Origin of the sequence: Paenibacillus cucumis (ex Kampfer et al. 2016), assembly GCF_019748695.1 — a bacterium.
Lineage (GTDB): Bacteria > Bacillota > Bacilli > Paenibacillales > Paenibacillaceae > Paenibacillus > Paenibacillus polysaccharolyticus.
Genome location: NZ_JACLIC010000018.1, coordinates 162,948 through 177,912, shown reverse-complemented (window position 1 = coordinate 177,912; position 14,965 = coordinate 162,948). Strand labels below are relative to the sequence as shown.

Annotated in this window: 12 protein-coding genes; 5 read left to right on the top strand and 7 right to left on the bottom strand. The window is 44.8% G+C overall.

Features of this window, described 5'->3' with window-relative positions; all coding sequences use genetic code 11:
- The first annotated feature begins 159 nt into the window (after positions 1 to 159).
- Both H7T88_RS11095 and H7T88_RS11090 read left to right on the top strand, forming a co-directional pair.
- The gene (locus tag H7T88_RS11095) at positions 160 to 918 is read left to right on the top strand and encodes a GNAT family N-acetyltransferase (protein WP_221788468.1); all 759 of its coding nucleotides are present in this window, start codon (positions 160 to 162) and stop codon (positions 916 to 918) included.
- Positions 919 to 1,233: 315 nt separating this feature from the next.
- A complete protein-coding gene (locus tag H7T88_RS11090) occupies positions 1,234 to 3,648 on the top strand; it encodes a transglutaminase domain-containing protein (RefSeq protein ID WP_221788466.1) in 2,415 nt (804 codons plus the stop codon).
- Positions 3,649 to 3,829: 181 nt separating this feature from the next.
- Here the strand turns inward: H7T88_RS11090 and H7T88_RS11085 are convergent, their stop codons facing one another.
- Positions 3,830 to 4,732, bottom strand: a complete 903-nt coding sequence (locus H7T88_RS11085; protein WP_221788464.1) for an SDR family oxidoreductase — start codon at positions 4,730 to 4,732, stop codon at positions 3,830 to 3,832.
- Between the two features lie 180 nt (positions 4,733 to 4,912).
- Positions 4,913 to 6,289 (bottom strand): amino acid permease, encoded by a 1,377-nt coding sequence (locus tag H7T88_RS11080; protein WP_221788462.1) that lies wholly within the window; start codon positions 6,287 to 6,289, stop codon positions 4,913 to 4,915.
- Between the two features lie 288 nt (positions 6,290 to 6,577).
- Between H7T88_RS11080 and H7T88_RS29035 the strand changes: the two genes are divergently transcribed.
- Together H7T88_RS29035 and H7T88_RS11075 are read left to right on the top strand one after the other, a co-directional pair.
- Complete coding sequence (locus tag H7T88_RS29035; RefSeq protein ID WP_312027607.1) at positions 6,578 to 6,961, top strand: DUF6713 family protein; 384 nt, start codon at positions 6,578 to 6,580, stop codon at positions 6,959 to 6,961.
- A 28-nt stretch (positions 6,962 to 6,989) separates the two neighbouring features.
- Entirely contained in the window at positions 6,990 to 7,982 is a 993-nt protein-coding gene (locus H7T88_RS11075; protein WP_221788460.1) for a DUF4003 family protein, read from the top strand.
- Between the two features lie 144 nt (positions 7,983 to 8,126).
- Here the strand turns inward: H7T88_RS11075 and H7T88_RS11070 are convergent, their stop codons facing one another.
- From H7T88_RS11070 to H7T88_RS11060, 3 genes are all read right to left on the bottom strand, one after another.
- Positions 8,127 to 9,167: a phosphotransferase gene (locus H7T88_RS11070; RefSeq protein ID WP_221788458.1), complete on the bottom strand. Its 1,041-nt coding sequence runs from the start codon at positions 9,165 to 9,167 to the stop codon at positions 8,127 to 8,129.
- A 75-nt stretch (positions 9,168 to 9,242) separates the two neighbouring features.
- The gene (locus H7T88_RS11065) at positions 9,243 to 11,015 is read right to left on the bottom strand and encodes a SulP family inorganic anion transporter (protein ID WP_154960321.1); all 1,773 of its coding nucleotides are present in this window, start codon (positions 11,013 to 11,015) and stop codon (positions 9,243 to 9,245) included.
- A gap of 183 nt (positions 11,016 to 11,198) precedes the next feature.
- Positions 11,199 to 11,528: an ArsR/SmtB family transcription factor gene (locus tag H7T88_RS11060; RefSeq protein ID WP_154891673.1), complete on the bottom strand. Its 330-nt coding sequence runs from the start codon at positions 11,526 to 11,528 to the stop codon at positions 11,199 to 11,201.
- Between the two features lie 132 nt (positions 11,529 to 11,660).
- On the opposite strand from H7T88_RS11060, the gene H7T88_RS11055 reads away from it, so the two are divergent.
- Positions 11,661 to 12,380 (top strand): suppressor of fused domain protein, encoded by a 720-nt coding sequence (locus H7T88_RS11055; protein ID WP_154960322.1) that lies wholly within the window; start codon positions 11,661 to 11,663, stop codon positions 12,378 to 12,380.
- A gap of 111 nt (positions 12,381 to 12,491) precedes the next feature.
- On the opposite strand, the gene H7T88_RS11050 is transcribed toward H7T88_RS11055, so the two are convergent.
- A complete protein-coding gene (locus tag H7T88_RS11050) occupies positions 12,492 to 14,069 on the bottom strand; it encodes a glycoside hydrolase family 43 protein (protein WP_154960323.1) in 1,578 nt (525 codons plus the stop codon).
- Positions 14,066 to 14,965 carry a carbohydrate ABC transporter permease gene (locus H7T88_RS11045; protein WP_186375587.1) on the bottom strand — a complete coding sequence of 300 codons (900 nt, stop codon included), beginning with the start codon at positions 14,963 to 14,965 and terminating at the stop codon, positions 14,066 to 14,068. Before H7T88_RS11045 ends, H7T88_RS11050 begins: the two co-directional genes overlap by 4 nt.

The following is a 14,965-nucleotide window of genomic DNA, read 5'->3' as shown; positions in this document are numbered from 1 at the left end:
TTTATTTGTACTCCATTCCACAAATTGATCTCTTTATCGATTATACCATTCAGAGGAATAACATCCGAACAATCTATATTGAATTTTTATACATTATTATGTATTATTATTTAATTCGATATTATATCGTCTATATCCTATGTGAGGAGGATAAGCCACATGTATGCAACAGAAAACAAACTTCGTCTGATTGAAGAACTAACGCTCAACCACTGGCAACCTTTATCAACCTCATTGTATGACGGTTGGGTGCTACGTTTTGCCGAAGGATATTCCAAACGCGCCAACTCCGTTCAACCGCTCTACCCTTCTACTCTGGATGTGCATGAAAAGATCAAGGCATGTGAGAATATCTACAGCTCGAACCAATTAAATACCATTTTTAAAATGACACCGTTCGTTCAACCCGAAGAATTGGATCAACTTTTACAAGATAAAGGTTATGTCGTTGTAGATAAAACGCTTGTACAACTTCGAGATCTGAAGGATCTGAAAGTTCCTGAACATTTGGAGGCACACATCAATGAGCAGTTAACGAAGGAATGGTTAGATCATTTTTGCCGTTTAAATGCGGTCAGTGAAGAGTTTCGGGCAACCATGACACAGATGTTATTCAATGTCCGCGCAATGACGGGATTCATCACACTGTCTGTTGACGGCTGTATAGTGGCCTGTGGGCTAGGTGTGGTTGAACGTGGATTCATTGGACTGCATGACATCATTACAGATCCGGACTACCGTAACCGCGGTCTGGCAGAGCAGATGATTTTGCATTTGTTGCATTGGGGAAAAAGCCATGGTGCTACTTCAAGTTATCTGCAAGTGGTCGAGGGCAATGCAGCGGCACGGCGACTATATGCAAAATTGGGATATACCGACGCCTATTCGTATTGGTACCGGGTTAAGAATTATACATAGAAATGTATCACAGCATGTGGGGTAATTTATAAAAAGCCAAATTAGGCCTCTCTTATATATTAAGAAAGGCTATTTCTATTTTCTCCTCCTCTGCTCAATTGTTGAGATTTATAATTTTACCTTCTATCATCGTTATGCATAAAAAAACATTGGTATATTCTTCCTATTTACAAGTCTATGCCCCCCCTACACCCACCTTGACAATAAGTAGATATGACCATAAACTATCAAAAGTATTAGGAAATTAATAGGAGGTTCGCATTGTAAGAGGATTTAAAATAAGTTATACCCAGAATAAGTAGAAAGCGGTGTACCATGAAACGACTATTTTTTATAATGTTCGCCCTCACCCTGCTTCTGGCTGGTTGCCAGAGTAATAATCAGGAAAGTAGCCCCACGGATAACAAATCAACCGAATCCAAGCAAGGCTCCAGCATTTTAAGTTTGAAAGAAAAGTATGGCACAGCCTCGGAAAAAGCAATTATGCCTATGTATAATGTGGCGCAGGATGAAGAATTTACATTTAAGTTTAAAGGTGATCTTAGAAAATTAAACTTATCTTCAGACGATGTTATCTCCGTACATACCGATATTAAAGCACTAAAAGCAAGTAAGGTATATGCTCTTCCAGAAATTAATGATGGCAGCGTATCGATTAAACCCTTGAGCTGGGGCGTGTTAAGCTCTGAAGCAATGGAAACCAAAGGAAGTAGCGGTTGGGGCGGAGCTCCAATCTATTATATTCGCCTAAACTATGATCCGGATGCCGAGAATCCCACCTTGCTTGATCAACCACTTATCATTCCGTTTACAGTAAAATCGGAGTTGCCCGTACCTAAATTGAGGTATGTAATCGACAAAGACAGACGTTTAACGCTTACATGGGACAAAGTTGAAGGTGCCACCCAATATAAAATTTATAAACGTATCGATCGAAATCGAATTTTCGATCCTAATAATCTTGCTCTTCAAGGTGCCGAGAACGCTTATAGTGAAAGTACACCTTTGGTTATTGCAACCACAACCGAGACGACCTTTAATGATTTTATGAAAGACGGCAGAGGCGGCCTCGGTATTTATAATGACATCGTTACAACACATCAGAATTCCGGTATTCAGGGAGAATATTATGTTACTGCGCTCGGGGAAGGCAAAGAATCGAACTTTAGTAACGGAATCGCCACGGCCCCACTAGCCTCCCAGTTACCATCCGCACTAAAAGAAGAACTCTATCGAGACAAATTGAAAAGCGTTAACGACCTGCCACAGAAAATAACGGTAGAGTACAATGACGGCTCCTTGGCACGTGAAACGCTTGTTTATGATACGGCGAATGTTGAAATTTCACCTTTCAATGAAACCGTCATTCCTTTTCACGTCAAAGGAACAGCACTTAAAAATTATGTCCGCGTAGAGAATGTCACTCAGGAAGATCTAGATAAGCTTACACAGCAACGTGTGGCAGACTCCAGTAATGGATTCGTTGAGCCTAAAAATAATACACCTTATGTACCTGCACCGGATGTACCAACGATTATTAACAACAATGAAACTACCAGCAAAGAAGCTACCGATCAAACGGCAAGCGAATCTGGCGGTGATCCTTCGGAAGAGACATCTACTCCGGATACAGAATCCCAGCAGAACCTTGTCGACGAGCAGAAGTCCAATACCGAGCAAAATGTAGAACAAGGTAATCAGGAGATCGTGCCCGAGCCAGCTACTGGTAATGATTTTATGAATGCAGATTCTGCGCTGGAAGAAGTTCTGGCTAAAAATATGATTGCTGCTCAGGACAGTATCTCCCTGAAAGCTTTTCCTGAAGCTCAGAATTTCACAACACTCTCGGATGTTGTCTTGAAAGTCATGTACCAGAATCCACTGATTCTTGGGGTAGAAGGCTTCGAATATAACTATGGCACACTGACCCTTTCAATTCATTACAACGAAACGGCCGCAGATATCCAGAAGAAACAAAATGAGATTATTGCCAAAGGCAAAGATGTCGTTGCTTCAATCATCAAACAAGGCATGAGCGATGATGAGAAACGCAAAGCCATCTACGATTATTTGAATGATAATGCGAAATATGATGATGCTGCGCTTGAAAATGCAGAGCAAAATAACTTTAAGCACGTGGATGCACAGTTTAACGATTCATTCACCACATACGGTATTCTTGTTAAAGGAGTAGGTGTATGTGCAAGTTATGCTTCGGTATACAAGCTGCTTTCGGATCTGTCCGGCTTGGAGAGCATTGTGGTTACAGGAACCTCTAGCGGTGTACCGCATGCATGGAACAAGGTGAAAATCGGAAACGAGTGGTTAAATGTGGATGCAACCAATAACCTGACGAACTCTGGTATTCCTTATTTCTTGTACAATGCCAATGATGAGACGGCTGCAAGTCAGAAGACGGTAGCAGACAAGGACTACTGGCTCGATTCCGAACTCGGGTTGTTCAAAGGCGAAAGTGACGCAAACGATTATTATGTGCAGAACGACCTTGAAGTCGATTCCATTAGTGAATACAAAAGCAAGGCCGAAACACATCTGAAAAAAGGCGAGACCTCTGTCATTCTTCGTTTTGCCTCACCGGTTGACTCCGATGAACTGATGACAGCAGCAGGTGAAGCATTGACTGCCGTAAATGAAGCCCTGTTGGATAACGCGCAGCTTGCCACCTTGGGTAGCTATGTATTATTGGAAACGAAGTCAGAACAGAAATAATACGCATTCATTGCTTCATGAATATCATTAATGTCTGGAGTTTACCTCGGGACATGCAAAAGGGAGAAAGCAGCTGAACGACTGCTTTCTCCCTTTTTAATGACAATATAACGTAACAATTGAAACAAGTGATGTGGCTGCCAATAGACAACCTCTATTCATAATCCCGTGAATGAATCGATTACGGACTAACCGTACCACCATTGGCATTCAATGTCTCTCCGCTCACATAACTGGATTCCTGACTCGCCAGGAATACGTATGCTGGAGCCATCTCGGCAGGCTGCCCTGCCCGGCCTAGCGGTGTATTGTTACCGAATTCAGCCAGTTTCTCTACAGGTTGCCCACCAACAATCTGTAATGGTGTCCACACCGGCCCTGGCGCGACAACATTCACACGAATACCTTTGCTGCCGACTTGCTGGGCGAGCGCTTTACTAAAGGTATTAATGGATGCTTTTGTTGTTGCATAATCCAATAGAATCGGTGATGGCTTGTACGCCTGAATGGATGACGTGTTGATGATAGAGCCGCCTGCCTTCATATGTTTGACCGCTGCTTTGTTAAGCCAGAACATGGAATACACATTCGTTTTGAACGTAGCATCAAATTGTTCTGTCGTTAGATCTCCGATCTGCTCGACAAACTGCTGTTTGCCCGCCACATTCGCCAGAATATCGATGCCGCCTAGTTCTTTGACTGCCGTTTCAATCAGTTGTTCACAGTATTTCTCATCCTTCAGATCGCCTGGAACTGCAATGGCTCTTCGACCCGCTTCCTCGATCAGTTGCACCACTTCCTTGGCGTCCGCTTCCTCTTCGGGCAGATAGGAGAGTACAACGTCCGCTCCTTCACGTGCATAAGCAATGGCCGCCGCCCGGCCAATCCCGCTATCCGCACCGGTAACAACCGCTTTACGCCCGGTTAGACGGCCGCTGCCTTTATACGTTTTTTCACCGCAATCCGGAACAGGAGTCATCTCACGCTGCAATCCCGGCTCATCCTGCTGTTGCTTCCACTCTTTCGTTGCCTTCGGATATTGTGTCGTTGGATCTTGAATCGAATGCTGATCTTGCGTAGCCATGTTTGGTTCCTCCTCGGTTCAAATGTATGTGTTGTGTTGTGAATTTCATCTGTGTAAAGGTTCACTCTTTCCTTTGTAACCGAGTTGCCCGGTATTTAAACTGAAAAAAGCACTTCTTGAACATACAGACTCTTTGCGAGTCACAGGTATGTTCAAGAAATGCATCATCATTGTTGCCTTTTATTTGGGATCGTTAGCTTTGTTCTGACGGCCGCCGATGCCAAATACATAATAACCAACCACTACAATCGCCATAAACGTTGCACCCACAATCAGCGGAAGACGTGTATCCGGATTGAAGGCCATACCGATAATGACCAGAATCAGATACACAATAATGATGTAATTACTGATCGGGAACCATTTGGACTTGAAGTTATGCTCCTCGAGTTCCTTACCCCAGCGCTTTCTGAATCTGAACTGACTGAACGCCAGTGCAAACCAAGGCACCATTCCTGGCAATACGCTTGCGCTGTAAATGTACAGGAACAGCTTCGAATCCGGCATCAGATAGTTAAGTACAACCCCGATCAGAAGAAGCGAGATGGTTACCACGATACTGTTGCGGGGAACCCCACCTTTGGACAGCTTTTTGAAAAAAGCCGGTGCTTGTCCGTTCTCTGCCAGTGTGTATAACATCCGTCCTGCGCTGTAGATCCCGCTGTTACATCCCGACATCGCTGCTGTCAGGACCACGAAGTTAATAATTCCTGCCGCTGCAACAATGCCGACTTTGGCAAAGGTGAGCACGAATGGACTTCCGGTCTCTCCTACCTCGTTCCACGGATACAACGTAACGATCACAAATATCGCACCTACGTAGAAAATGAGAATACGCCACACAATATTTTTGATCGCTTTGCGCAGTGTATGTTTCGGATTTTCTGCTTCTCCAGCCGTAATTCCGACCATTTCAACGCCCTGATAAGCAGCTGTTACGATACATAGTGCAAACAGGAATCCTTTGATACCTCCCGGGAAGAAACCTCCATGACTAATCAGATTAGACAAACCGATCGGTTGTCCTCCATTACCCCATCCGAAGAAAATAAGACCTGTTCCGATAACAATCATAGCCACAATGGCGGTTACCTTGATCATCGCAAACCAGAACTCGAATTCGCCATAGAACTTAACTGCTGCCAGATTGGCAGCCGCAATAATGAATACCCCGATGAGCGCAGGAATCCATTGTGGAATATCCGGGAACCAGTACCCCACATAAATCCCGATTGCCGTAACTTCGGCCATGCCCACCGTAACCCATAGGAACCAATAGCTCCAGGCTGTGAGGAACCCGGCAAGCGGACCAATATATTTGTGAGCAAATGTTGCAAACGAACCGGTCACCGGCTCCTGAATCAACATCTCACCCATAATACGCATAACAAAAAAGATAATGATCCCGGCCAGCAAATAGGCCAGTAATACGGACGGACCTGCCCATTTGATCGTGCTTGCCGATCCCATGAACAGCCCCACGCCAATCGTTCCGCCGAGCGCAATCAGCTCAACATGGCGGGGTTTCAACCCTCTCGATAGTTCCTTTGATTCCAAGTGATTCTCCCCTTTTCTCATAAACAGCTTCCAATTATCATTCCATTTCAATCCACTCACATTAACGCAATGCAGAATTACTTCATCAAATTGTACGAGATGTGAAGCAGAAATACAATATGGATTATGAGGAAGTAAGCACCTACAGGTACATATGTCAAAAATTGCTCAAATCTTCAATCATTTCTTTGTGATATGAGTAGCGCTTTTGTTCATGTTACCGGAACTTTTCCAGTGTGAATCACGTATGACTTTTAATGCCTTTCCCAACCGATCCATGAAAATTAAATGAGGAGGATAATGATGCCAAGCTTGTTATTGATCTTATTTCTGTTTAACCTTTCCCTGTTTCTACTGCATGAAATGGATGCGATCCGACGATCCGAATGGAAATTGTTTATCGTATTAAAAGATATGGAAGCAGAAAAAGCATATACATATTTCACATGGATTCATCTTCCACTGTATACGATCATCTTCTCACTTCTTTTCAGCTCCTATCAGACCATAACATTCTGGGTACTAGATGTATTTTTTATCATACATACCGTGTTACACTTTTTTTTCGAAAAGCATCCTCAGAACGAATTTAAAAATAGGTTCTCCAGAACTTTGATCTATCCAATGGGATGCATTGCACTGATTCATTTAATATTTCTTATGTTGAAATAAACATTACTAATCATTAGGAGGGTTGCACATGCAACCAAAACTGCTGGAAAAAGCCGAATTATTCGTTTCTAACACCCTGATGCTCAAGAAACCATTCAAATGGCAGAACCCCATCATGCGCCGTTTGGCGGCGTTGCTATATGTAGTGGAGAATAAAAGTATAGATCCCGAAGCCATTCAACAAAGCAACGACTTGTTGAAGCAGCATACCAAACGTTTTTCTGCATTTAGGGGCCCTTCTTCCTTTCATTTTGCAGCTATGCTATCTCTGACAACGGACCAACTTGCAAGACTGCAACATACGATTCAAGTCCATGACTTGATGAAAGAAATCAAGTTCCGCAACTCTGACTACCTGGTGATGGCTGCCTATCAGATCGCTGCTCAAGTGCCGCCTGATCAATATCAGCATACCGTGGAACGTGCCAAAGCATTCTATGACCGTATGAAACAAGAGCATCCCTTCCTCACAGGACATGATGACTATATTTTCACAGCGATGTTAGCCCTCTCGAATCTGGAAGTAGACACTGCTGTCGCGCATATGGAGCAGCTCTATCGGGAGTTAAAACCTCATTTTTCCGCGAAAAACAGCGTGCAGACCTTAACACACATTCTCGTTATTGGGGATGGCGGATCTCAGGTCAGTGAACGTTTGCTGGCTTTAAGCGAGGCTTTCCGTTCAAGGAATCTTCGGATGGATAAAACGTACACATTGCCTTCACTCGCACTCTTTGCGCTATTGCCAGCAGAGATCGACTTGCTGGTAGATCAGGTTATTGAGACATACGATTGGTTAAGAACTCAAAATGGTTTTGGGGCGTGGTCTATAAACAAACAGGAGTTGCTGCTGTTCTCATCTGCATTGACTGCACTTCAACATGTGGAGAGTCTACAGAATGAGATCCTTACATCTTCCATGTCTACAACGATTACCAACATTATCGTCGCTCAGCAAGCCGCCATGTCGGCAGCAGCCGCTGCGGCAGCCGCGACTGCTGCCTCTTCCACACAATCATAGTTGATATCGGTAGCGCAAAATTGAATATTGCTATATTAATTGATCATATTAAGCACCAACAAGTAAAAAAAACGATTATGCGAGTAAACCTGCATAATCGTTTTTTAAGGACAGTTACTTTTTTATTTCATATGAATTAGTTCCCTATAAAATACCTGTATCACGAAACTCCTCAATAAAGTCATTCAACCAATCCTCCCCATAATCCAGCGCGCCCATATCACTATCAATAAAGGCCACATCCAGACCCATCACCCAGAACCTGCGAGCGATAATAAACAAGTCGACCGCCTGTTCATCTGCATTTGTAAAGCTCCGAACGGATCGATATCCTTTCATCAACGCATCCCATAACTGCTGCTTCTTCTCCGCATCACCCGACTGGCGTTTCCGAATCTTCACTTGAGCCAGATCATACGCACGCCATCCCATAGCAGCCCATTCGAAATCATAATGGATGAAGCGTTCTTGCTGCTCAAACACATTGTTGTTTCCATGCATATCGCCATGACATAAGCCGTAGTCCAGACCTGAACTGGAGATGGTAGAGATCTTTTCTTTTAACACGGTGGTAAACGTTTGCAAAAATGCTGTTTCCTTATGACTTTCTCCAATGTAACGAATGATTCGCTCCAGTGGCTCATCGATGAGAAATTTCGTATCCAGCTTAAACCTTGTATTTACTGACTCCAACTCCGTTACTGATGCTGAAGCAAGTTCTCGCTCCTGTTCCAACTTAATCCCATCCATAGCTTGGTGCAGTTCAGCAGCAGAACGGCCAAAAGCGTAGCTGGAATCCTCATCTTCCAGATTATTTTCTGTCCCTTCAATATAGTGAAAGATCACAGCTGCCCGCTTTCCTTCAGCCGCATCCAGCATTGTATACCCGGTCTGATCTTTCGTTGGGATAAAGTCTCCCACCTCTGTATGCCCACTTGAACTTAGACCTTCTTTTAGTGCAGTCAGAACACTCAGTTCATAACGAACATCTGCTTCCGCCACCTCGGTACGATATATACGCAATATATAAGTTCCTGTGCTTGTGCGTACGCGGTAAGTATCATTCAAACCTCGCAGCCAAAATCTACATTCTTTCCAAGTACCGATATCATAATGTGCCTTTAATGCCCACTCCAGATATGCCGGACTGAGCACCGAACGCAAAGCTGTTGGATGATTAAACATAGTCAAGTTCCTTCCTGTCTGATATATCATTAATATACTTAATATATATTATAAAGGGATTTATTGGAACATTTATTAAGGAGACGCTTTAGCGGTCACAACTTTCCACTTTTGCTGCTGCTCAGGCTTAGACTCCAACCCACAACCAGACAAAGCCGCACACTCCCGGAACGCAAAATGTTTGCATCCCTTACACTTCTCTTGGTTCAGATGCCTTAATGCATAGGTTATAGCTTCTCCCGTATGTTCAAACCGATGTGCCGAATCTAACCGTTCCAACAAACCTGTTCGTTTCAGCATTTCCAGCGGTTGCTCCTGAAGTCCCGACAACAGTACGATCCCGCCAGAACGTTCAAAATGCTTGATTAAACTAGCCAGGTTAGCCTCTCCTGTTGTATCTATAAATGGAACTTTCCCCATGCGCAACAAGAGCATGCCTGGACGCTCCGGAAGTGAATCCATAACCGATTTTTCAAACATATCCGCTGCACCAAAAAATAATGGCCCTTCGATCGTATACAAGCTGATCTGTGGACAATCATGTCCCTCCCGTACCATATGAGCCATAACCTTCTCATGTTTATGATCCGGATCAGGCAGTACCTTGGCTACTTTCAGCATCTCGCTCATTCGTTTCACAAATAGAATGACCGCCAGAATCAATCCCACCTCCACCGCAGTCGTAAGGCTCGTGAATACCGTAAGGAGAAAGGTCAAAAGCAGTACAAGCGAATCCCCCGTTCTGGTTCGCAGTACATAAGCAAAGGATTTTCGTTCACTCATATTCCAGGCCACCAACATCAGAACCGGCGCCATGCTGGCAAGCGGAATATGGGATGCATACGGTGCAAATAAAATCAGAACAAGCAAAACAACAACACCATGAATTACGCCCGATAATGGAGACACTGCACCCGATTTAATATTTGTTGCTGTACGAGCAATGGCTCCTGTCGCCGGGATTCCACCGAACAATGGTGTGACAAGGTTGGCAATCCCCTGCCCGATCAGTTCCCGGTTGCTGTTATGGCGGCTGCCCGTCATACCATCAGCGACAACAGCAGACAACAGCGATTCAATACCACCGAGCATAGCAATGACAAAAGCAGGTTGCAGCAGATTCACGATACGCTCCCATGTGATCTCCGGCAAGCGGAATCCAGGTAAAGTTCCAGGAATAGTACCGAAAGATGAGCCAATCGTAGCCACCTGATCTTTGAAAAAGACGGCTGCAACAACGGTCGAGCATATCAGACCCAGCAGGGAAGCAGGCACTTTGGGTGCAAACTTCGGCACAAGCAGAAGAACAGCCAGGCACACCCCCGCTGTAAGCAAACTATATATATTAATCGTCCCGATGTGCATCCCGATCTCTTTCATATTGGAGTAAAAATCCTCATGTTTCGTGACACCAGTAAGTCCAAGCACATTCACGATCTGACCACTAAAAATCAAAACAGCAATGCCCGCCGTAAAGCCAATCGTCACGGGTCTTGGAATGAATTTAATTAATGCTCCGAGTTTGAATACTCCCATAACAATGAGCATCAATCCAGCCATCATGCCAGCAATCAGCAAATTTTCATAACCATACTGCATGACTATAGCAAAAAGAATCGGAATAAATGCCCCAGTCGGACCACCGATCTGAAATTTGGAGCCGCCCAGCAGTGAAATCAGAATACCTGCAATAATGGTGGTATACAATCCATATTCCGGCTTGACTCCAGAAGCAATGGCAAAGGCCATCCCTAAAGGAATCGCAATAATACCTACAATCAGTCCCGATATCAGATCCTTGCGCAAATCAGCTATTCGATACCCCGCATATCTCCCGATGCCTCTCATGCTCCATGACCTTCTTTTCTTCATATATTTGAATATTTGAATATAAAGTGAACACTACTCCTTGATATATGCTCTGTCAATCGCAAATATCACAATCCTATAAAATTGTGCTTCCGCTACCTGATCTTGCAAACATCAAAACAAGAGCTCCCTGCTAACTTCCGGTTGCTCTTGTTTCCTGTGTCAGCTGTCTTTACGCATATCCTCAAGCATCGAAATCGCATCGACTAGATGGTTATCAAAAATCTGCTTGGCAACGGCAAGCAGTTCCTTAATCAGCGGATCACGAAGGGAGTAGGTGACTGTAGTACCTTCTTTCATGCCCTGTACTACATTTTTGCTACGCAACACAGCCAGTTGCTGGGATACCGCAGAACCTTCCGTTCCAAGAATGCTTTGCAGTTCATTGACGCTTTTATCTCCTTCACTCAGCAGTTCCAGAATGCGAATTCGCATCGGATGTGCCAGTGCTTTGAAGAAATCGGCTTTGAACTGTTGTACGTTCTGATTCATATCCTTTTGCTCCTTCAATCGAACTCATCAACCTGACCCTATCATACCATAGAACGAAGTGAGGGCTTCCATTCACACGATATGATATGATGAAAAAGCGAATACATTATTTGGTGCAAAGGAGCAGTAAACATGTCTAATTCATCTGAATATTCGCCTTCTGGCGTTCCTATTATTCGTCATAAAGATTTGGATCGCGAATGGCAATCTACTTCTTATGCAACAACCGAATGGCTGCAGCGGATTGAGAAACACGCGGATACATATCTTGGCGAAGCCGACTCTGTGTTCCATGAGCTGGTGTCCGATAGAGTTCATATCGATGTCCATATCATTCGTCCAACAGCAGAACGTAATTATTATACGTTGTATACCACAGGTATGAGTGCCTTGCCAATGAATACGCCTGAAGATGCAGAGGACTATGAGTATGCAGAACTGATGATATGTTTACCTCCGGATTGGCCTCTATTAAAAGAAGAATTAAAGGAATCCGATAATTACTGGCCGATCCGATGGTTGAAAACGATGGCTCGACTGCCACATGACTATGATACCTGGCTGAGTTGGGGTCATACAGTACCCAATGGCGACCCGGCAACGCCATTTTCCAACAATACAGATATGTGCGCCTTAATCGTGTTGCCTCCACTTGAGGTTGAAGAGGATTTCCTCACACTGGACATGGGGGGTGGGCAAACTGTGCACTTCTATGCGATCCTTCCCATTTATCCGGAGGAGCTTGAACACAAGCTGGAGTATGGCTTGGACGCTCTGCTTGATCAATTTGAAGCACATGACGTGAACGAAATTTTGGATGTAAACCGGGTCAATACCTGCGTGGAAATGTAGCATCCTAATCCAGATATGTTCACAAAGAACATCAAAAAAGCTCAATCCTGTGCGCCTCTGCTACTGGACTGAGCTTTCTTGGATGGATATTTTGTTATTCGCCGTTACATATCAGTACGAACCATATTCGAACCAGTCAAAGTCCGCCACCTGATCGGAAGACTCACCATTACTGCTACTAAACATGCCGATACAGCACCCAACAAAACCACCAGCCACTTCCGTGCTCAAGCTGGTCGTATTCACTTGTCCTGCAACCAAATGATACTTACTTCCATCTGTACTGTAGTAGAAGCTGAGTTGCTGTCCTAGCGCCACCATTTTAATGTAAACACGCGGAGTTTCTCCATCCAGCACAACTCGGCCAACCTGTGATTCCTCACCACCAAGCCACGTCATTACCCGCAGAACCCGCTGCTCACCTTCACATGCACGTTCGATTCTCACGTGATACTGGTCATTCTGGATAACCACCAGACCCGCCGTCTCATATTCATGTTGCGGCACAAATTCCATCGCAGTCGCTGCAACATAATCCATATGCCGCTGCCGTACACAGACAAAGCTGGAATTCTCAAGTTCCTTCAATGTTTGCGGTTTCAGCTTCAAGCGCAGGTAACCTTTGCGTTCAGTCAACGAGTACAGGTTCTCCTGAGGATTACGGAGGAACATCCACTGCAGGCCCAATTCATCATTGTCGAAATTTTCACAGCGCAGATCTGGTTCCACAGGTACTGCTGGCAGATTCAATACCCCCTGCTCCTCCAGTTTGCCCAGCCCTTGATTGACGACAGGCCAGCCATCTTCCCATTCCACTGAAGCAATGAATGTCTCACGACCAAGATTACTGAAAGCCCCACCATATGGTCTGGAAGCCAACATCACCATGAACCATTGACCGTTAGGTGCCTGTACCAGGTCAGCATGTCCAACATTAATAACCGGATAATGCTTGCCCATATGACGATGCGTAATAATCGGATTATTCGGATTGCCGACGTAACCTTCGGTCAGACTGCTGCTGCGTGCAATCGTAACCGCATGGTTCAGACCTGTGCCACCTTCGGCAATCATCAGGTAATAATACTCGCCGATTTTATACAAATGCGGTCCTTCCGGCCAGATCACATCCACCATCGCTCCGCGCCAGAGAACATAGCTATCTCCTACCAGCCTCATACTACCAAGATCCAGTTCACGTAGCCACACTTCCCAGTTGCCATTGTAACGGACACCTTCCGAGCAAGGCCGTGTACCTAAATAATATGCTTTGCCGTCTTCATCGAAGAATATCGTTGGATCGATACCTTCCGCACCTTCAATAAAATAAGGATCAGACCATGGCCCAGCCGGATCGGTAGCGGTTACAACAAAGTTCCCACCATGAGATACATTCGTTGTGATCATATAAAAGAGTCCATCATGATGCCGAAGCGTCGGTGCAAAGATCCCCTGCGAATGCCCTGCGCCCTCCAGATTAAGCTGAGACTCACGATCCAGCACATTACCGATCTGTTTCCAATGAACCAGATCACGGCTGTGAAAGATCGGAACGCCAGGAAAATAGGCAAACGTGGATGTGACCAGATAAAAATCTTCCCCTACCCGGCAGACAGACGGATCTGGATAAAATCCTGGCATGATCGGATTGTTAAACGTGCATTGCTCGCCTTGATTAACATTGTTCATTCTTTTACCCCTCCAATGGTGAGTCCAGTGACAAAGTATTTTTGCAAGAATGGATAAAGCACGACAATAGGCATGGCTGTCACAATGGTGATGGCTGCCCGAATGGATACGGGGGTGACCATATTCGTCACATTTTTGTACTGATCCACATTGACCGTTCCCCCTTGTGACGTTGCCGAAGATAACAGCTTCATCAGTTCATATTGCAAGGTGGTCAAATTGCGGTTACCTGCCGTATAGAGCATGGAGTCAAACCAGGAGTTCCACTGACCTACAGCAATAAAGAGAGCCACCGTAGCCAGCACCGGCTTAGAGAGCGGAAGCACAATACGCATAAAGATGCGGAAATCTCCTGCACCATCCATTTTCGCCGATTCAATCAGCCCTTCGGATAACCCCTGAATATAGGTACGGATGACAATCATGTTGAATACCCCGATGAGTCCGGGAATAATGTAAACCCAGAAGCTGTTCAGTAGCCCCACTTGTTTGATCAGCATGTATCCAGGAATCAAGCCGCCGCTGAAATACATCGTAATCACAAAGAGTGTCGTTACAAACTTGTTGAACATGTATTCCTTACGGCTCAGTACATAAGCCAGCATGGCTGTACAGAAGAGCTGTACCACGGTTCCAATGACCGTTCTGGCAACTGAAATAAATGCCGCTTGGGTCAAATGTGGATTTTGGAACACAGAAACATAGTTTTGCAGCGTCCACTCTCTCGGCCAGAGATAGATTCCCCCGCGAATCGTATCCAGACCGTTATTGAAAGATACGGCAATGGTGTTTAAAAAAGGATATAACGTAACAACCATAACAAGCAACATAAATATGCCATTGGTGATAGAGAAAATTGAGTCACCCAGGCTTCGTTTTCCGCTAATTCGATTCAC